Source organism: Streptomyces pyxinicus (assembly GCF_024753135.1).
GTDB classification, from domain to species: domain Bacteria; phylum Actinomycetota; class Actinomycetes; order Streptomycetales; family Streptomycetaceae; genus Streptomyces; species Streptomyces pyxinicus.
Genome location: NZ_JANUGP010000035.1, coordinates 15,896 through 33,868 on the forward strand (window position 1 = coordinate 15,896; position 17,973 = coordinate 33,868).

The following is a 17,973-nucleotide window of genomic DNA, read 5'->3' on the forward strand; positions in this document are numbered from 1 at the left end:
CCGGCCTGGGGCCGGTCGAGTCTAGGGCCGGTACACCTTGCCCGGCTCGGCCTTGCCCGGGGCGAGGAGCTGGGGGACCGTCACGAAGACGTAGCCGCGTTCCTTCAGGGCGTCGATGATGCCGGGGACGGCCGGCACCGTGCCGGGGTAGAGGTCGTGCAGCAGGATGATGCCGTCCCGGGAGGCCTGGTCGAGGACGCGCTTCGTGATGAGGTCGGAGTCGTCGGTCGCGTAGTCCTTGGCGGTCACGCTCCACAGCACCTCCGCCAGCCCCAACTCCTTCGCGATCTCGTGCACGTCGGTGTCGGTACGGCCCTGCGGCGGGCGCATCAGGGTGGGCTTGTGCCCGGTCAGCCGCTCGATGGCGTCGTCGGGCCGCTTCAGCTCCTGGCGGACCTCCGCGTCGGATATCTCCGTAAGGATCTTGTGGTCCCAGGTGTGGCTGGCGACCTCGTGACCCTCGGCCGCCATCCGCTTGACCAGCTCCGGGTACTTCTCGATGTGCCGCTTGCCGAGCAGGAAGAAGGTCGCCGGGACCCGCTTCTCCTTGAGGACGTCGAGGAGTTTCGCGGAGTGCTCGCTGGGCCCCGCGTCGAAGGTGAGCGCGATGCACTTCGCCTCGCGGCAGTCGACGGTCCCGAACTTCGCGGGCGCACCGTGCGCCGCCTCGGCCCGTGCGGTGCTCGGCGAGGTGGTGTCGACCTGCGCGCAGCCGGACAGCGCCAGTGCCAGACAGGCCGCGGCGGAGGCGAACGCGGCCGGACGGAACCGGCGGCGCGGATTTCCCCTCTTCCTGGTCGCGCGGGCCGGAGTCGGCTGGGTGGTGTCTGTCGAGGTCGTGTCCGTAGAAGTCGTGTCCGTCGATTGAGGCATGCCGGGACTATACATGCAGTTTATAGTTCAGGCGTTCGAATTCGTGGCGACTCGTTCGCAAGGCCTCCGCCGGTAGCACCATGGAGGAAGGGGCTCCGCCGAGGAGGTCCGCCATGCGCTTCCGGGACCGCGCCGAAGCCGGCCGTGAACTGGCCGGACCGCTCGTCGCCGCGCACGCCCGGGGCGACCTCGCCGACCCCGTCGTCCTCGCCCTGCCCCGCGGCGGCATCGCCGTGGCCGCGCCGGTCGCCCGGGCCCTCGGCGCCCCGCTCGACGTGCTCGTCGTCCGCAAGATCGGCGCCCCGCACCACGAGGAGTTCGCCGTCGGCGCGCTCGTTGGCGACGACCCGCCCCTCTTCGACACCGGCACCCTCGACCGCCTCGGCCTCACCGAGGCCGCCCTCGCGCCCGTCGTGGACCGCGAGCGGCAGGAACTGTGCCGTCGCGAACGCCGCTACCGTGGCGACCGCCCGCCCCCGGAGCTGACCGGCCGCACCGTGATCGTCGTGGACGACGGCCTGGCCACCGGCGCCACCGCCCGCGCCGCCCTGCGTCACGTACGACGCCGGCACCCGGCCCATCTCGTCCTCGCCGTCCCCGTCGGCGCCCCCGACGCCGCCGCCCGCCTCGCCCCCGAGACCGACACCCTGCTCTGCCCCCACCGCCCGCCCGGCTTCGCCGCGGTCGGGCAGTGGTACGACGACTTCGAGCAACTGACGGACGAGCAGGTGCTGGACGCGCTGCGCGGGGCTTGAGCGCCTTCCGGATCGGCGGCGAGGCGTGGCGCCGCCGGGATTGCCGCGGTTTCGGGTGCCGTTGGCCGGGTGGTGCGGGGTGGTGGGGTCGGCGGCTCCCGCAGGGCGCGTCCGCACGGGCGGCCACCACGACTCTGCTGCCGGCCCTCGCCCTGGCCGGGGCCCAGCTGGAGACCCGGCGTCTGCTGCGCCACCGCTTCCGGCGCTGCTACGACCGCCCCCGACCGCGGCGACGTGGCTCAGTCGCGTCGTCCCCACGGCAGCACCAGCGTCCGGCCCTGTGCGCGGCCGGCCTCGGCGGCCGGGCGGCGGGTGGCCGGGTCCAGGGCGTTGTCGCCGATCGCCGCCACCGACGCCTCGTCGGGGGCGACGAGCACCACCTCGGCGCCGGCCGCCCGAAGGTCCGCCACGGCCCGCTCCAGCGGCACCTCGCTCGGGAACGGCTCGACCTCACCCATCGGCACGAGCACCAGCACCCGCTCCGCGCCCGCCGCGAGATCGGCGTTGGCGACGGAGCGCACCCCGCCGTCCACGTAACGCCGCCCGCCGATGGTCACCGGCGGCCACACGCCCGGCACCGCACAGCTCGCCGCGACGGCGTCCACCAGCGGCACGCCCGAGGCGCCGTCGAACACCACCGGCGCGCCGCTCTCCGCGTCCACCGCCACGATCTTCAGCGCCCGCTCCGGCCAGGTGTGGGACGGCAGCCGCGCCTCGATCACCGCCCGCCGCTCCTGCTCCGGCACGGTCCGCGCCGCCAGGGCCACCCGGCCGACCGCGCACCGCACGTCCGGGGCGGAGCCGGCCGACCCGACGGCGGCGCCGATCTCGGCCGCGAACTTCTCCAGGTCCATCTCGGCCGTGATCTCGGCGGCCTGCGCCCCGGGGTCCACCTGCCGCGTGTACAGCTCCGCCAGGTCAAGGCCGCTGCCCAACTGCGCCGCCACGGTGGACCCGGCCGAGGTCCCCACCAGCAGCCCGGCCCCGCTCACGTCCCGTCCCGCGTCGGCGAGCCCGGCCAGCAGCCCGGTCATCCAGGCGATGCCCCCCACACCGCCGCCACCCAGCACCAACGCCTCGGTCATCACGCCCCCTCTCGCCCGCACCCTACGCTCAACGGCCGTTGATGGAGCCGTCGTTCGGTGTGCGGGACGTTGGCGGGGCGAGCGCGCGCCGCAGTCCCGACGTCCGACCGAACCGGAGACACACCCATGGACATCCGCCACCGGGCCCCCCTCGCCGTGCCGCCGCTCGCCACCCTCCCGCACCCGCCGTACACCGACGGGCGCGGCCCCGAGGACGCGGACGACCCGTTCGCCCCCGGCCGGGGACCGGCCCACTGACCCCACCCGCCTCGTCCGCCGCCGTCGCACCGGTGTACCGGTGCGACGGCGGCGGACGCGCGCCGAAAGGGCCTCCCTTCCCGGTCGGGTCCGGCCATACTGAGGCCCGGCGGACGGGGGTGACGGCCAGTGCGGGGCAGTATCGACGGCTACCGGCTCGATGCCGAACTCGGCCACGGCGGGCAGGCGTCGGTGTACCGGGCCACCGGCCCTGACGGTGTGCCCGTCGCGCTCAAGACCTGGCACACCCTGGGCGCCGCGCCGGCCGAGGCGCGGCGCCGGATCGCCCGGGAGGCCGCCCTGGTGCGGCGCGTCGAACACCCGGGCGTGGTGCGCCTGCTCGCCGGGGACCCCGACGGCGACCCGCCCTACCTGGCCTTCGAGTACATCGACGGCACCCCCCTCGACCGCCTCGTGGCCCGGCGCGGCCCGCTGACCGGTGACCTCGCGCGGGAGACGGTCCTCGGACTGCTGCGGGCCCTGGGCGAGATCCACGCAGCTCCCGTGGCCCACCTCGACGTCAAACCGCACAACGTCGTGCTGCGCAACGACACCGCCGGCCCGGTCCCCGTGCTGATCGACTTCGGCATCGCGCGTTCCGCCGAGGCCACCCACACCCGGCTCACCGGCTACAGCGTGGCGTTCGCCTCGCCCGAGCAGCTCCGGCTCGACACCGCCTACACGCCCTCCGACGTCTTCTCCTGGGCCTCCACGGTGTACTTCCTGCTCACCGGACGGCACCCGTTCGGATCCGACCCGGCCGCCGCCGTCGCCGCCATCCGGGACCGGGACGCGCTGCCCGACCCCGGGCCGTTCCACGCGGCGGCGGGCGCCGCGGCCGGCCGGCTCTGGGAGATCCTGATCGGCTGCTGGCACCGCGACCCCGCCCTGCGCTGGCCCCTGCACCTCGTCCCCGCGCCCGGCGAGGTCACCCGCCCCACCTGCGACACCCGGGCCCTGCTCGGCGCGGTGGAGGACGCCTTCAGCGACGCGCCCGCCCGGACCCTGCGCCTCGGCCGGATCAACCCGCGCAAGGCCGGCCCGACGCCCTGGCACGAGCTGGGCGCCCAGCTGCGCCACCACCGGCGGCACGGCGCCTGGTCGATGACCCGCCGCCAGCTCGCCAGCCAGCGCGAACTGCTGGGCCGGACCAGCGCGTTCAGGCTGTGGGCGTACGAGATGGGCTGGAGCGAGCCGCCCTTCGACCTCGTCTCCCTGGTCGACCGGATCACCGACGCCCAGGGCTATCTGCGCTACCTGCACCTGTGCGCCCGCGGCAGCGACCTGCTCGGCCTGGACGGCCGCCCCCGCGGCTCGCGCTACCCGGTGCCCGGCGACCGCAGCGAACAGCACGAGGACACGCCCTCGCTCATCGAGCTGGCGCCCTGGCAGACGGGCGAGTTCCCGCTGCACATCCGCAACAGCGGCACCGTGACCTGGCGGGGCCGGCGGCTCCAGGCGATGGCACCGGCCACCGGTACCGAGACGGTGCGGCTGCGCGGCGAGCGCTTCGACGTACCCGAGACCCCGCCCGGCGCGGTCGCCACCGTCCTGATCCCGGTGCGCGCCCCGGGCTGGCCCGCCGTCTACCGGCAGCGGTTCAAGATGGTGGACGAGGAGGGGCTGTTCTGCTTCCCGGGCGTCAACACGCTGGGCATCGAGGTCATGATCCAGGTCGTGCGCAGGGAGGGACATGACGGGCCGACGGGATGACCGTCCGGGCGGCACGGAGCCCCCGGGGCCGGAACGCGGTGCCGGGTATGCGGCGGACGTGGTCGGTGTGCTGTCCGGCGCCTGTCCGCCGGGCGCCTCCCGGCCCCGGGACGTGCCGCTGCGCGAGGGCGACCGCTGCCTGGTCGGCCGCCCGTCCCGGCTGCGTCCGCCGCCGGCCGGTGACGGCGTGTTCCTGTCCCTGGGGCCGGGGGTGCGGCGCAGCGTGCCGGCGGTCGCCCTGGTGCTGGCCGTCGCCCGCAGCGCCGTGCACCTGCGGGCCGGGCACGGCGCGGTCGACCTGCTGGTGGACGGCGCCGTGCCCGCTCCCGGCGGCATCCGCCTCGCCGGACCGGAACACGAGATCGTCGTCGATCCCGTCGGCGTGCCCCGCGCCCTCGCCGTCCGCCTGTTCGGCACACCGCCCGCGCTCGAACCGCCGCCCGCCAGCGGTACGACCCGCCTCCCCGTGCTCCGGGTGAGCGGGGACCGGCTGCTGCCCATGGCCGTGGCGCTGGCGTGGCCGGCCGTCACCGGGGTGCCGCGGCCCCGGGCGGACGGCTGGTCGCTGCCCCAGATCGTGGCCCGGCACCGTGAGCTGTGGGGCGGTGGACCGGTCGAGCCGCGGCACACGCTGTTCCGGCTGCGGGAGATCCTGGCCGGCGCACGCTGCGCCGACGGGCGTCCGATGGCGGCGATCGAGGACGTCCAGCCGTGGCCCTGGGCCGAGCGGCTGGAGGACACCCCCTACCTGGACAACGAGTCGTTCATGGCGGCGAAGAACCGCATCACCGCCGGGTACTTCGCCGCCGCCGGCCAGGTCCGCCCGCACCTGGTCGAGGCGCTGGCCCGGCGGACCCGCTGACGGCCGCCGCCGCGCCGCTCACCAGAGCCGGACCGTCCGGCCCGAGGTGTCCGTGCGGGGCAGCCGGGCCCTGAGCGCGGACGGCCGGACCGTACGCCGCAGCGCCGGGCGCCCCTTGTTCGCCACCCGGTCCAGCCAGTCCAGGCACAGGGCGCCGCAGTCGAACTGGCTGTCCGTCAGCTGGTCCGGGACGTGCGGGTCCGCCGCGTCGGGCGTCCCGGGCGGAGGGGTGAGCCGTAACCGCAGGTCGTGATCCGGTCCCAGCGCCGCGCCGCGCTGCTCCAGCACCTCCTCCACGCGGTCCAGCGCCCGGCGCAGCCCGGCCTTCCAGGCGTCCGCGGGCCGGGTCTCGCGCGCGGTGAGCTGCCGCCGGCGGGCCCACCAGTCGAGGTGCGCGGGCGAGGGCCTGGCGTACACGATGTGGGCGCGGATGTCGCGCAGCAGTTGCCGGGTGGCACCGTCGTAGGCGTCCTGGTCGCCGAAGACGTACGGCCGGACGAGCAGCACCACGGGCCAGGGGTCGGCGGGTTCGGCCAGGACGCCCGCCCGGCGCGCGGCGGCGCCCCAGCCCTGCCGGCGCCGGATCGCCGGGGCCAGCGCCGGAGAGCGGACGAGACGCCCGGCGTCGAACGCCGTGGCCGAGGTGACCGGTACGTAGCGCCAGCCCAGCGCCTCGGCCAGCAGGGCGGCGACCGGGCCGATCGAGTAGTCCGCGCCGATCACCACGACCGGCAGGCCGTCCGCCGAGGTCCAGGGCAGCCGCTCCGCGAACGGCTGCCCGGTCAGCACGTGCTGGACGAGCAGATGGGTCGGCCAGCGCCGGCACACCGAGCGCCACAGCGTCGTCCCCGGCTCGCCCTGCCAGCTGAAGTCGCCCGCCCGGGACAGCGCGTCGGTGGTCGCGACCTCCAACTCCGCCTGGAACAGCCGGTGCCGGAGGATCGCCGGGTCACCGTCGTCGGTGTCCGGGGTGATGCCGAAAGTCCGTGGTGACCCCAACCCGAGCGCGCGGGCGGCCAGTTCGCCCGCGCGCAGCGGCCGGGCGTCGTCGTCGGGTGTGAACTCCGCGATCAGCGTGGTCGGTACGGGGCACCGCTCACCCGACCGCAGCGCGTGCAGCCGTACCTGGAAGCGCCCGGCCACCTGTTCGTCGCCCAGCACCGCCGAGGCCGCCAGCAGCGGGGCGCGCCCGGTGTCCTCGGACGCCAGCCCGTCCAGGCTCTCGCTCAGCTTCGCCACGGCCGCCCGCGCGGCCCGCAACTGCTCCGGCAGGTCCGACTGCCGTACGGCCGGGACCTCGTGCGGGGGCAGCCAGCCCATCTCGGCGTACACCCGGGACACCTGCGCCCCGGCGAGTTCGGCGAGCGCTCTGAGCACGGTCGGCTTGATCATCGTCCGGCCGACGGCGTAGCTGCGCAGCGCCCCGGTGCTGATGCCCAGCTGCCGGGCCAGCGCCTCGTCGGTGACCGGCCCCTGCCGTTCCTCCAGTTGTCTGCGCAGCCCGCGCATCGTGTCCGCGGCGGTTCTCAACTCGCCGGATGCATACGTCAACGCGCCCCCCGGGCCGAACAGATCTGATGACAAAAGCGTACAGAAATGACGACTCCCGAGCGGCCCGTTCCCTCATCCTTGGGGGCACTCGCGATCTCCAAAGGGGCGCGTACGCACGAGAGTTCGGAACTGAGCGGAAGGAGCCGGGCCATGAGCTTCGGCGCTGTGATCGGGCTGCTGCACGTACTGGGCGCCATCGTGTCGGTGTGGGTGCTCACCCACCGGACCGGCTACTCGGGATGGCACGGGCTGCCGGCGCGGATCATCCTGATAAGCCCCGAGTGGTTCGTCACCACCTTCCTGAAGGCCTTCGTGTGGGAAGCGGTGCTCGCGTACTGGCTGGCCACCGGCAAGCCGGCCTCGCGCTGGGGCGTCCCGCACGACAGCCGCAGCGGCCGGATCGTGCGGGGGCGCCACATGACGGACGAGGACACGCCCGTACGGCGGTAGCCGCGCCACCCCCGCCGGCCCCCGCCCGGCCCCACCACGACCGCCGACGAGCGCACGAGAGGCACCCATGGGACTGTTCACACGGCGCAAGGCCCTGCCACCGACCCGCCACGGATACCAGCCGCCCCCGGGCGGCGTGGGCCGGCGCTGGATCTGCCCCTGGGACGAGTGCGGGCGGGGCGGCCCCGACCACCCGGCGGACCGCTGGCCGCGCACCTGCCCCGGGTGCGGCACCGCCGTCGTCACCTTCTCGCTGGCCGAACCCTGGCAGCACGCGGCGAAGCGGGTGGAACTCGACGCCCGGCTGGGCGGCTCCCCGGACTGGGGCGACCCGGACCGGGCCCGCGCCGAGGACCTGCTGTGGGCCGCCGACGAGGCCCTGCGGAACGGGCACGCCGACCGGGTGCCCGCGATCGCGACGCGGCTCGCCGACCTGCTCGACGCCGGCCGGGCCACGGGCCGCGCCGAGGGGTACGACCAGCTCTTCCATCTGGTGCGGCTGCTGGGCGCGGCGGGCGAGTGGGGGACCGCCGCCGGTGTGCTGCGCCGGTGGCGGCGCTCGGTCCGCCACGACGACCTGGAGGACAACGACCAGCGCACCGAGGCCCGTATGCTCGCCGCCTCCCTGATCTTCTACCTGGAGGAGGCTCCCGCGACGGTCCCCGTGGACCGGCAGGGCGTCTGGGAGCTGCTCCAGGAGTTCATCCCGGTCATGGAGAGCGTCGTCACCGCCGACATCGACCGCTCCTGGAAGCGGCTGCGGCACACCATGGCCGGCCGCCGGGACCCCGACGAGGCCGCCGCCCGCGCGCTGGAGCGCCTCGCCGCCCTGGACGCGGCCCGGCCGCCCCGGGGGCTGCCCGCGGAGACGCCGCTGCGGATGGAGATCCTCGGCCGGCACACCGCCAAGGGGTCCGACAGCACGCTCGACGCGTCCCCCATCTGGACCGTCTGCCTCCAGCCCTACCTGAGCGTCTCCCCCGAGGAACTGGCCGCCGTCGTCCTGCCGGTGGGCGGCTGGCCGGTGTACGGCGCCTCGCGCTGCCTGCGGGAACTGGGCACCCACGACGAGGACGGCCCGGCGTACGGCGCCATCTGGGACGCCGGCCTGGAGTTCTACCACGGCACCGGCGTCTCGTCCGCGCACCTGTCCTTCGACGACCAGCAGCGCTGGATACGGCGGCACGGGCCCGGCAGTTGGTGAGGGATGCCGGCGGGCGCTCCGCGTCCCACGGGGGTGGACGTGGAGAGGGGGGCGTTGCGGGCCGCTCGTGGTGGCTCGCAACGCCCCCCTGGCAGTTACCCGAGGGGTGCTCGGGTGGTCTTCCGGGCTACGAGTTGACCTGCGCGGTCACCAGGTTCGAGAAGGTGGTCAGCCGGGTGTAGACACCCGGGTAGCCCGCCTCCGCGCACCCCTCGCCCCAAGAAGTGATCCCTGCCAGGACGCCCCCGATGAGCAGGGGACCGCCGCTGTCGCCCTGGCAGGTGTCTACGCCGCCGGAGGAGTATCCGGCGCACACCATGTCGGTCTGGACGAAGTCCGAACCGTAGGAGGATCGGCAGCTGGAGTCGGACACGATCGGAACGGTCGCGGTCCGCAGCTGGTTGGAGGAGCTGCCATTCTCCGAGGTGGTGCCCCAGCCGAGGATGCGGGCCGTGGTGCCGGCCGCGTACACGCTCGTCTGGGAGGAGGAGACGTACGACGCCGGCGCGTACGGCATCGACGTCGCGAGGGTCAGCACGGCCACGTCGTCGCCGTTGGTGGCGTCGGTGTAGTCCGGGTTGATCCAGATCTTGCTGACCTTGCTCACCGTGCCGTTGGTGCCGTTCAGATAGGTCCGGCCGCCGACCACCCGGACGCTGCCGGTGCTCTCGCCGGCCATGCAGTGCGCCGCCGTCACGACCTTCTTGGGCGCCACCAGGGTGCCGCCGCAGAACTGGTTCTGGGAGGCGTCCGTGATCTGCATGACGAACGGGTACGAGCTGGTCGTGGTCGTCGTACCGCCGACGATCGGCTGGGGCGCGGCGTTCGCCGTGGGGGAGGCGAGCAGCGCGGTCGCCGCGGCGGCGGTGGTGGCCAGCAGGGCGGCGGCGGTCTTCCTGGCACGTCTGGGCCCGAACATGAGTCTCCTCAGTGGGGGTTGCACCGGTGGGGGATCGCGCGGGTGTGGGGGGCCGGGGGCCGTGGGACCGACCCCCGTGTGCCCGGGCGAGCGGCACGTCCCTTACGCTAGGACCCGGCACCCTCGGCTCCCAATGAGGGAACCCCCTAGGAGGCCGGGTGAGGGAAAACCCTCGGTCCGAGCCAGTTAACAAGGGCCGTGCTCAGTCCGCGCGCCGACCGGCCGCCAATCGGACGATGTCGACGCGCGACCGGATCCCCAGCTTGCGGTAGACCCGGGTCAGGGTCGCCTCCACCGTCTTCACGCTGATGAACAGCCGGGCCGCGATCTCCCGGTTGGTGGCGCCCTCCATGACGAGGGCGGCGACCTGACGCTCCATCGCCGCGAGGGCGTCCAGCGCGTCCAGGGCCGCCGGCCCGGCGAGCACCGGCCTGGGCACGGGGGTGGCGCGGGCCTCCTCCACCTGGCGCAGCCAGGGCAGCGCCCGGCAGCGGCGGAACATCCGGGCCGCCTCGTCCAGCGCGGCGGCACCGGTGGGTGCCGTCCCCGCGCCCCGTCCCGGCCGCCGTCCGGGCAGCCGGGCCAGCGCGAACGCCGCCCGCGCCTCCTCCAGGCCGTAGCCGAGCTTGCCGAGCCGGTCCTGAGCGGACGTCAGCTGGGCGACGGCGGCCTCCAGGTCGCCCTGGGCGGCGCGGACCAGCGCCTCGGAGCGGTCCAGGACGGCGAGGACGCTCTCCCGGCCGAGCCGCAGCGCGTGCTCCCGGCTGACGTCGATGACGTCCTGCGCCTCGGCCGGTTCACCGGTTCGGACCAGCGCCTCGGCCAGGTCGCCCTGCCAGCGGCCCCGGGCCGGGTCGGTGATGCCGAGCGCCGCCTCCAGCGCCCGCACCCGGCGCAGCGAGCGGACGGTGCCCGCCGGGTCCCCGGCGACCAACTGGGCGTGCCCGAGGGCCCCCAGGGCTCTGGACAGGTACATCTGGTCGCCGTCCTCCTCGGCGTGCTGCACCGCCTCCCGGGCCAGGGACAGGGCGCGGTCCACATCGCCGCCGGAGGCCTCGGCCAGTGAGGTGAGCATCGCCGAGGCGGTCTCGCCGATCCCGGAGTCCCGGGCGAGCCGCAGGCCGTCGCGGGCCAGCTCCAGGGCCCGCCCGCAGTGCCCGGCACGCAGCTCGGTCTCCGCGAGCCCGCGCAGGAAGTGCACCTCGCTCTCCACCGAGCCGCGCCGGCGCACCTCGCGCAGCAGCGCGGTGACGGTGGCGCGGGCCTCGGCGAGCTGGTCGCCCATGACCAGCCAGCGGAACCGGGCACTGCCCGCGCCGTTGTGATGCCAGGCCACCTTCGGGTCCTGGGGTTCGCGCAGGGCGCGTTTGATGGTGCGGGGTGCCTCCGGATGGCCCATCAGGGTCTCGGTCTGGGCCTGGAAGGCGAGCGCGAGCAGCTCGGTGCGCCGGTCCGCGCCCCGGGCCGCCAGCACGGCGGCGTGCGCGGCCGCCTCCCGGGCCTCGGTGAAGTCACCCTCCACGATCAGCGCCCGCCAGGCCAGCTGGTAGTGGACCAGCGCGAGCAGCCGGGGGTCGTCGCCGGCGTCGGCGAGGGCCTGCGGGAAGACGGCGTCGACCTCGGCCATGGTGTGGCCGGCGGTGTCGATGACGACGATCCAGGCGCGCACCCGTTCGGCGGGCACGCTCGCCCGGGTGAGCACCTCCCGGGCGATGTCCCGGGCCAGGTCCACCTCGCCTGCGGTGATGGCGTCCTCGGCGGCCCCCAGCCGGCGTTCCTCCGGGCCGGGCACGCCGTCGGCGGGGGTGTGCCGGGCGGCCAGCAGCCCGAGCTGGGCGGCGACGGAGGGCGCGCCCCGGTCGCGGGCGAGGGCGGCGGCCTCGGCGAGCCGGGCGGCGACCTCCGGGTCGGCGCCGGTGCTGGCCAGGGCCAGGTGGCGGGCGCGTTCGATGGGGTCGGAGGCGGCGGTGGACAGCGCCGCGTGCGCGGCCCGCCGCTCGTGCGCGGGCGCCTCGGCGTACAGCGCGGCGGAGATCAGGGGATGCGCGAACCGTACGGCGGGGGCGTCCGCCTCGGTGGCCAGCAGCCCCAGTTCGGCGGCCTGGGCGCACTCCGCCTCGGCGTTGTCCCGGCCGGCCGCGTGCAGCAGGGCCGGGGTGGGGCGGGCGCCGGCGCTGGCCACCAGCAGGGTGCGGCGGGCCTCGACGGACAGCATGTCGAGCCGGCTGAGCACCAGCGCGCGCAGCGAGGTGGGCACGGGCAGCGGCTCGCCCGGGCGGGGCCGGGTGGGGCTCTCGGCGAGGGCCCGGCCGAGTTCCAGGGCGAAGAGCGGGTTGCCGCCGCTGGTGCGGTGGATCTCGCGGACCGTGGAGCGGGGCAGGCCGCCGTGGCCGCGGTGGTCGAGGAGCTGGGCGACCTGGGCGCGGGAGAGCGGGCCGAGCCGGACGGCGAGGGTGCCGGGCGGGGTGGCGTGCAGATGGCGGTCGTACTCCTGGCTCTCCTGACCCTCCGTGCGGACCGCGCACAGCAGTTGGACCGGGGTGCCCTCCAGGCGGCGGGCGGCGAAGCCGAGGAGTTCGGCGCTGGCCGGGTCCAGCCACTGGAGGTCGTCGGCGACGAGCAGCACCGGGCCCCGAACGGCGAGGGCGCGCAGCGCGGAGAGGACGGCGAGGCGCAGGGCGAGGCCGTCGCGCTGCAGGCTGGACTCGCCGCGGCCGGTGAGCGCCGACTCCAGGGCGGTGCGCTGGGCGGCGGGCAGGCGCGGGGAGACCTCGTCCAGGACCAGGCCGAGGAGATCGGCGAGGGCGAGGAAGGGGAGATGGGATTCGGACTCGGTCGCCGAGCAGCGCAGGACGGTGCGCGCGGTGGCGGCGTATTCCTCGGTCAATGCCCGCAGGACGGTGGACTTTCCTATTCCGGCCGGGCCGTGCAGCAGGACGCTGCCTCCGGAGGCCAGTTGGTCGCGGGCGCCGGTGAACAACTCCTCGCGGCCGATGACCAGGTCGGGGCGGCAGCTGGCAGGCTCCTGGAGGTCCCGTCGCACGGTCACCGCTCCCCTCGTGTCGTGTCCGGGCCAAATTCTAGGCAACGATCCTTGAAATTCGGACGGAAGCCGTGGTGAGGGAAATAACAAACGGGCAAGCATGGGCAAATTCAAAGCGCCGGCGCATGAATAGGCAGGTTTCCTTACCGGCCTCTCACCCGCCCGGCAGCGGTTCCCGCCGTACCGAGCTAAGGCAGCAGCCCCGCCCTGCGCGCCGCCGTCACCGCCTCCCCTCGGGTGTGCGCGCCCAGCTTCCGCATCGCCGAACGCAGATAGCTCTTGACCGTCTCCGGGCGCAGCCCCAGCCGCTCGGCGACGGCCGCGTTGGTGGCACCCGCCGCCACCCAGGAGAGCACGTCCAGCTCGCGCGGCGCCAGGCTCGCGCCGTCCGCGGGCCGGGCAGGGGCCAGCAACCCGCAGGCGGCCAGCAGTTCGGCCCGCAGCCCGGGATCGGCGATCCGCGGCGCCAGCGCCCGCAGCGCGGCGTGCGCCTCCCGCACCTGCTCCCACCCGGCACCCCGCTGCCCTCCGGCCGGCTCCGCCCGCGCCGCCGCGAGCAGCCCCCCGGCCTCGTCCCGCACCACCAGAGCCTGTTCCACGTCCCGCGCCGCCGCCACCGCCGCGCCCAGCGTCCGGTCACCGAGCGGCTGGGCCGAGCGCAGCGCGCCGTACAGCACCCCGCGCACCCGCCGCCGCACCACCACCGGCACCGCCAGCACCGCGCGGATGCCCTCGGCGGCCACCGGTACGTCGTACTCATGGCTGATCTGCCGGGAGACGGAGTAGTCGGTCACCGCGCACGGCCGGGCCAGCGCCACCGCCTTGCCGCCGAGGCCATTGCCCGAGGTCACCGCGAGCGCGCGCAGGGCGGGCGTCGTCGTCCCGCTCAGCTCGCTGATCCGGATCCGCGGCCGGCCCGGTTCCAGCAGCCCGCCGAAGGCGACCGGCAGCCCGGTCGCGCGCCGCAGCCGGGCCAGCGCGCCGCCGATCTCGACCGTTCCCACCGCCTGTGCCGTCACGAGTCCGCCCCTTCGGTCACCCACACCCCCGTTCGGGGGTAGTGAGACCTGCATCACGGATTAGACGATGCCAGAGAGCCGCCCGGCAATGGCCGGGAACGTTTGGAGGACGGATGACGACGGCGACCGACGCCTTCAGGACCGCACGGGACTTCCTGCTGGCGCACCGCGAGGACCATGCCGGCGCCTGTGCGGGGTTCCGGTGGCCCCGGCCCGAGCACTTCAACTGGGCCCTGGACTGGTTCGACGTGATCGCCTACGGCAACGACCGGACCGCCCTGCACATCGTCGAGGAGGACGGCACCGAGACCCGGCTGTCCTTCGCGGAGCTGGCCGAACGCTCCAACCGGGCCGCCCACTGGCTGCGCGAGCGCGGGGTCGGCGCCGAGGACCGGATCCTGGTCATGCTCGGCAACCAGGCCGAGCTGTGGGAGACCGCGCTGGCCGCGATGAAGCTGCGCGCGGTCGTCATCCCGGCCACCCCGCTGCTCGGCCCGGCCGACCTCCGCGACCGCGTCGAGCGCGGCCGGGTCAAACACGTCATCGCGCGGGCCGAGGACACCGCCAAGTTCGCCGAGGTGCCCGGCACCTACACCAGGATCGCGGTCGGCGGACTCCCCGAGGAGGGCTGGGAGCCGTACGAGGACGTCTACGCCGCCCCCGCCGAGTTCCTGCCCGACGGCCCCACCCTGGCCGACGACCCGCTGATGCTCTACTTCACCTCCGGGACGACCGCCCGCCCCAAGCTGGTCGAGCACACCCACACCTCGTACCCGATCGGCCATCTGGCCACCATGTACTGGATCGGCCTCAAGCCCGGCGACGTCCACCTGAACATCTCCTCGCCCGGCTGGGCCAAGCACGCCTGGTCCAACCTGTTCGCGCCGTGGAACGCCGAGGCCACCGTCTTTGTCTTCAACTACACGCGCTTCGACGCGACCCGGCTGATGGCCGAGATGGACCGGGCCGGCGTCACCGCCTTCTGCGCCCCGCCGACCGTCTGGCGGATGCTCATCCAGGCCGACCTGGGCCGCCTCGCCACCCCGCCGCGCGAGGTGGTGGCCGCGGGCGAGCCGCTCAACCCCGAGGTCATCGAGCGGGTGCGGCAGGCCTGGGGCCGCACCGTCCGGGACGGCTTCGGACAGACCGAGACGGCCGTGCAGGTCGCCAACAGCCCTGGCCAGGTGCTGAAGACCGGCTCGATGGGCCGGCCCAGCCCCGGCTACCGCGTCGAACTCCTCGACCCGGTCTCCGGCGCGCCCGGCGCCACCGAGGGCGAGATCGCCCTCGACCTCTCCGAACGCCCGGTCGGCCTGATGACCGGCTACCACGGCGACCCGGACCGCACGGCCGAGGCGATGGCCGGCGGCTACTACCGCACCGGCGACATCGCCGCCCGCGACGAGGACGGCTATCTGACCTACGTCGGCCGCGCCGACGACGTCTTCAAGGCCTCGGACTACAAGATCAGCCCGTTCGAGCTGGAGAGCGCGCTGCTGGAGCACGAGGCGGTCGCGGAGGCGGCCGTGGTGCCCGCGCCGGACGAGCTGCGGCTCGCGGTGCCCAAGGCGTACGTGGTCCTCGCCGAGGGCCACGAGCCCGGACCCGACACCGCGAAGACCCTCTTCGAGCACTCCCGCCGGGTGCTCGCCCCCTACAAGCGCATCCGCCGCCTGGAGTTCGGCCCGCTGCCCAAGACCGTCTCCGGCAAGATCCGCCGTGTCGAGCTGCGCGAGGCCACGGCCGAGGGCTCGGCCGACGAGTACCGCGAGGAGGACTTCCGGTGAGCGCGGAGCCGTCGTCCACCCAGCCGTCGTACAGCCACGGGACGGGCACCACCGCCCTGCTCGGCGACACCATCGGCGGCAACCTGGACCGGGCCGTGGCCGCCTGGCCGGACCGCGAGGCCCTGGTCGACGTGCCCTCCGGCCGCCGCTGGACCTACGCCCGATTCGTCGCCGATGTGGACGAGTTGGCGTGTGCCCTGCTCGCGAGCGGCATCGCCAAGGGCGACCGGGTGGGCATCTGGGCCGTGAACTGCGCCGAATGGGTGCTGGTGCAGTACGCCACCGCCCGGGTCGGCGCGATCATGGTCAACATCAACCCGGCGTACCGCACGCACGAGGTGGAGTTCGTCCTCAAGCAGGCCGGGATCTCCCTGCTGTTCGCCTCGGTGCGCCACAAGAGCAGCGACTACCGGGCGATGATCGAGGAAGTCCGGCTCCGCTGCCCGCGGTTGACGGAGACCGTCTATATCGGAGACCCCGGCTGGGCGGAGTTCACGGCGCGGGCCACGCGGGTCACCCGGGACGAACTGACCGCCCGCGAGGCGTCGTTGTCCTGCGACGACCCCATCAACATCCAGTACACCTCGGGCACGACCGGCTTCCCGAAGGGCGCCACCCTCTCCCACCACAACATCCTCAACAACGGCTATTTCGTGGGGGAGTCGATCGCCTACACGGAGCGGGACCGGATCTGCGTCCCGGTCCCCTTCTACCACTGCTTCGGCATGGTCATGGGCAACCTGGCGGCCACCTCGCACGGCGCCTGCGTCGTGATCCCGGCCCCGTCCTTCGAGCCGGCGGCCACCCTGGAGGCCGTCCAGCGCGAGCGCTGCACCTCCCTGTACGGCGTCCCGACCATGTTCATCGCCGAACTGAACCTCCCCGACTTCGCCGCCTACGACCTGTCCACCCTGCGCACCGGCATCATGGCGGGCTCGCCCTGCCCGGTGGAGGTGATGAAACGGGTCGTCGCCGAGATGCACATGGCGGAGGTCTCCATCTGCTACGGCATGACCGAGACGTCGCCGGTGTCCTTGCAGACCCGGATCGAGGACGACCTGGAACACCGCACCGCCACCGTCGGCCGGGTCCTGCCGCACCTGGAGGTGAAGGTCGTCGACCCGGCCACCGGCGTCACCCGACCCCGAGGCGCGGCGGGGGAGTTGTGCACCCGTGGCTACAGCGTGATGCTCGGCTACTGGGACGAGCCGGAGAAGACCGCCGAGGCCGTCGACGCGGGCCGCTGGATGCACACCGGGGACCTCGCGGTGCTGCGCCCGGACGGCTACGTCGAGATCGTCGGCCGCATCAAGGACATGATCATCCGGGGCGGCGAGAACATCTACCCGCGCGAGATCGAGGAGTTCCTGTACGGCCACCCGAAGATCCGGGACGTCCAGGTCGTCGGGGTGCCGCACGAGCGGTACGGCGAGGAGGTGCTCGCCTGCGTCATCCCGCTGGACGTGGCCGACCCGCTCACCCTGGAGGAGCTGCGCGCCTACTGCGCGGGCCGGCTCGCCCACTACAAGGTCCCCAGCCGGCTCACCCTCCTCGACGCCTTCCCGATGACGGTGTCCGGGAAGGTGCGCAAGATCGAACTCAGGGAGAAGTACCAGGGGTGACGGGCGCGCCCGCGGTGTGCAGGGTCTCGGCCGCGTCGTTCACCGGCCCCGGAACGCCCGCGAGGTCGAGGACGAACAGCGGGACGCCGAGCGCCGTCGCGCGGCCGCGGGCGTCGTCGCCGTAGCCGGCGAGGGAGAAGTACACGCAGTCGGCGGACTCCGTCATCGCCGTCAGCCATAGGCACTCCACGTCCCGCGGCGCGGCCGGCCGCACCGTCGGGTCCACCTGGGCGACCAGTCCCGGCGCGGCCAGCCCGATGCCGTTGACCGGCCGCTGGCCGGCCCGGCGCAGGTCGCCGTAGCCGAGCCAGCGCAGATAGAGCGCGGCGGCGGTGACGGCGTCCCGCGCGGTGCGGATGGCCCGGGGCTGGAAGGGCGGCCGGGGCGCGGCGGGGGCCGGGGGAGCGGAGACGGCCTCCGGGAGCGCCGGTGCCGTCTGCGTCGCGCGCACCGGCACCCGCAGCACCGTGCCGCACGGGCAGCCCAGCTCCGGACGCGGCCACTGGTTGCGCCGCTCGCAGACCGCGCACGGCACGGTGAGCCACTCGTCGTCCCAGGCGCGGTGCGCGGCGACCTCCGGCGTCCCGGCCGGGTCCAGCCGGGGCGCGGCCGGCGCGCCGCACACGCACGGGTACGGCCGCGCGGTGTAGACGTGCTCGCGCAGGCAGGCCGGGCAGCGCACCGGCACGCGCTCGGGCGTGTACCCCTGCATGGTCCCTCCAGATGACGCCCTCCCGGGCGCCGCGTCGGGGCGGTGGTCCCGGGACGGACCCGTCTCGGGGCAGGCCCCATCGTCCCCCTCGGGCACCCCGCCTGTCCTCCCCTTGCCGTC

15 protein-coding genes are annotated in these 17,973 nt (G+C 74.8%); 8 read left to right on the forward strand and 7 right to left on the reverse strand.

Translation table 11 applies throughout. The annotated features are described in order from the left end of the window. Window positions 1-21 precede the first annotated feature (21 nt). On the reverse strand, window positions 22-873 hold the full coding sequence (locus NX794_RS31165) for a polysaccharide deacetylase family protein (protein ID WP_258782888.1): 852 nt from the start codon (window positions 871-873) through the stop codon (window positions 22-24). A gap of 113 nt (window positions 874-986) precedes the next feature. On the opposite strand from NX794_RS31165, the gene NX794_RS31170 reads away from it, so the two are divergent. Further along, window positions 987-1,628: a phosphoribosyltransferase gene (locus NX794_RS31170; RefSeq protein ID WP_258782895.1), complete on the forward strand. Its 642-nt coding sequence runs from the start codon at window positions 987-989 to the stop codon at window positions 1,626-1,628. Window positions 1,629-1,867: 239 nt separating this feature from the next. On the opposite strand, the gene NX794_RS31175 is transcribed toward NX794_RS31170, so the two are convergent. Further along, window positions 1,868-2,713 (reverse strand): patatin-like phospholipase family protein, encoded by an 846-nt coding sequence (locus NX794_RS31175; RefSeq protein ID WP_258782897.1) that lies wholly within the window; start codon window positions 2,711-2,713, stop codon window positions 1,868-1,870. A gap of 126 nt (window positions 2,714-2,839) precedes the next feature. Between NX794_RS31175 and NX794_RS31180 the strand changes: the two genes are divergently transcribed. The 3 genes from NX794_RS31180 (at window position 2,840) to NX794_RS31190 (ending at window position 5,546) form a co-directional block, all read left to right on the forward strand. Then, on the forward strand, window positions 2,840-2,971 hold the full coding sequence (locus tag NX794_RS31180) for a hypothetical protein (RefSeq protein WP_258782900.1): 132 nt from the start codon (window positions 2,840-2,842) through the stop codon (window positions 2,969-2,971). Window positions 2,972-3,100: 129 nt separating this feature from the next. Continuing rightward, window positions 3,101-4,684 carry a protein kinase domain-containing protein gene (locus tag NX794_RS31185; RefSeq protein WP_258782901.1) on the forward strand — a complete coding sequence of 528 codons (1,584 nt, stop codon included), beginning with the start codon at window positions 3,101-3,103 and terminating at the stop codon, window positions 4,682-4,684. After that, complete coding sequence (locus NX794_RS31190; protein ID WP_258782903.1) at window positions 4,665-5,546, forward strand: hypothetical protein; 882 nt, start codon at window positions 4,665-4,667, stop codon at window positions 5,544-5,546. The genes NX794_RS31185 and NX794_RS31190 overlap by 20 nt, the downstream gene beginning before the upstream one ends. Before the next feature lie 18 nt (window positions 5,547-5,564). Here NX794_RS31190 and NX794_RS31195 read toward each other — a convergent pair whose 3' ends face one another. After that, window positions 5,565-7,097 carry a helix-turn-helix domain-containing protein gene (locus NX794_RS31195; protein ID WP_258782904.1) on the reverse strand — a complete coding sequence of 511 codons (1,533 nt, stop codon included), beginning with the start codon at window positions 7,095-7,097 and terminating at the stop codon, window positions 5,565-5,567. Window positions 7,098-7,247: 150 nt separating this feature from the next. Here NX794_RS31195 and NX794_RS31200 point away from each other — a divergent pair, with 150 nt between their 5' ends. Together NX794_RS31200 and NX794_RS31205 are read left to right on the forward strand one after the other, a co-directional pair. Continuing rightward, complete coding sequence (locus NX794_RS31200; protein ID WP_258782905.1) at window positions 7,248-7,547, forward strand: hypothetical protein; 300 nt, start codon at window positions 7,248-7,250, stop codon at window positions 7,545-7,547. Between the two features lie 67 nt (window positions 7,548-7,614). Further along, the gene (locus NX794_RS31205; protein WP_258782906.1) at window positions 7,615-8,751 is read left to right on the forward strand and encodes a hypothetical protein; all 1,137 of its coding nucleotides are present in this window, start codon (window positions 7,615-7,617) and stop codon (window positions 8,749-8,751) included. A 127-nt stretch (window positions 8,752-8,878) separates the two neighbouring features. Here the strand turns inward: NX794_RS31205 and NX794_RS31210 are convergent, their stop codons facing one another. The 3 genes from NX794_RS31210 to NX794_RS31220 all read right to left on the reverse strand — a co-directional run bounded on the left by NX794_RS31210 (window position 8,879) and on the right by NX794_RS31220 (window position 13,732). Continuing rightward, a complete protein-coding gene (locus NX794_RS31210; protein WP_258782907.1) occupies window positions 8,879-9,670 on the reverse strand; it encodes a S1 family peptidase in 792 nt (263 codons plus the stop codon). A 202-nt stretch (window positions 9,671-9,872) separates the two neighbouring features. After that, complete coding sequence (locus NX794_RS31215) at window positions 9,873-12,719, reverse strand: helix-turn-helix transcriptional regulator (RefSeq protein WP_258782908.1); 2,847 nt, start codon at window positions 12,717-12,719, stop codon at window positions 9,873-9,875. A 182-nt stretch (window positions 12,720-12,901) separates the two neighbouring features. Continuing rightward, window positions 12,902-13,732: a helix-turn-helix transcriptional regulator gene (locus NX794_RS31220; RefSeq protein WP_258782909.1), complete on the reverse strand. Its 831-nt coding sequence runs from the start codon at window positions 13,730-13,732 to the stop codon at window positions 12,902-12,904. 113 nt (window positions 13,733-13,845) lie between these two features. Between NX794_RS31220 and NX794_RS31225 the strand changes: the two genes are divergently transcribed. Continuing rightward, window positions 13,846-15,519, forward strand: coding sequence for an AMP-binding protein (locus NX794_RS31225; RefSeq protein WP_258782910.1), 1,674 nt, complete (start codon window positions 13,846-13,848; stop codon window positions 15,517-15,519). Continuing rightward, window positions 15,516-17,141 carry an AMP-binding protein gene (locus NX794_RS31230; protein ID WP_258782911.1) on the forward strand — a complete coding sequence of 542 codons (1,626 nt, stop codon included), beginning with the start codon at window positions 15,516-15,518 and terminating at the stop codon, window positions 17,139-17,141. The genes NX794_RS31225 and NX794_RS31230 overlap by 4 nt, the downstream gene beginning before the upstream one ends. On the opposite strand, the gene NX794_RS31235 is transcribed toward NX794_RS31230, so the two are convergent. Continuing rightward, on the reverse strand, window positions 17,119-17,853 hold the full coding sequence (locus NX794_RS31235) for a hypothetical protein (RefSeq protein WP_258782912.1): 735 nt from the start codon (window positions 17,851-17,853) through the stop codon (window positions 17,119-17,121). The genes NX794_RS31230 and NX794_RS31235 overlap by 23 nt on opposite strands. Window positions 17,854-17,973 lie beyond the last annotated feature (120 nt).

What these genes read in the sequence shown, in the direction of transcription:
- NX794_RS31170 (WP_258782895.1), top strand. Translation starts at nt 987, where the DNA reads ATGCGCTTCCGGGACCGCGCCGAAGCCGGCCGTGAACTGGCCGGACCG.
- NX794_RS31200 (WP_258782905.1), top strand. Translation starts at nt 7,248, where the DNA reads ATGAGCTTCGGCGCTGTGATCGGGCTGCTGCACGTACTGGGCGCCATC.
- NX794_RS31190 (WP_258782903.1), top strand. Translation starts at nt 4,665, where the DNA reads ATGACGGGCCGACGGGATGACCGTCCGGGCGGCACGGAGCCCCCGGGG.
- NX794_RS31225 (WP_258782910.1), top strand. Translation starts at nt 13,846, where the DNA reads ATGACGACGGCGACCGACGCCTTCAGGACCGCACGGGACTTCCTGCTG.
- NX794_RS31235 (WP_258782912.1), bottom strand. Translation starts at nt 17,853, where the DNA reads ATGCAGGGGTACACGCCCGAGCGCGTGCCGGTGCGCTGCCCGGCCTGC.
- NX794_RS31210 (WP_258782907.1), bottom strand. Translation starts at nt 9,670, where the DNA reads ATGTTCGGGCCCAGACGTGCCAGGAAGACCGCCGCCGCCCTGCTGGCC.
- NX794_RS31205 (WP_258782906.1), top strand. Translation starts at nt 7,615, where the DNA reads ATGGGACTGTTCACACGGCGCAAGGCCCTGCCACCGACCCGCCACGGA.
- NX794_RS31180 (WP_258782900.1), top strand. Translation starts at nt 2,840, where the DNA reads ATGGACATCCGCCACCGGGCCCCCCTCGCCGTGCCGCCGCTCGCCACC.
- NX794_RS31175 (WP_258782897.1), bottom strand. Translation starts at nt 2,713, where the DNA reads ATGACCGAGGCGTTGGTGCTGGGTGGCGGCGGTGTGGGGGGCATCGCC.
- NX794_RS31165 (WP_258782888.1), bottom strand. Translation starts at nt 873, where the DNA reads ATGCCTCAATCGACGGACACGACTTCTACGGACACGACCTCGACAGAC.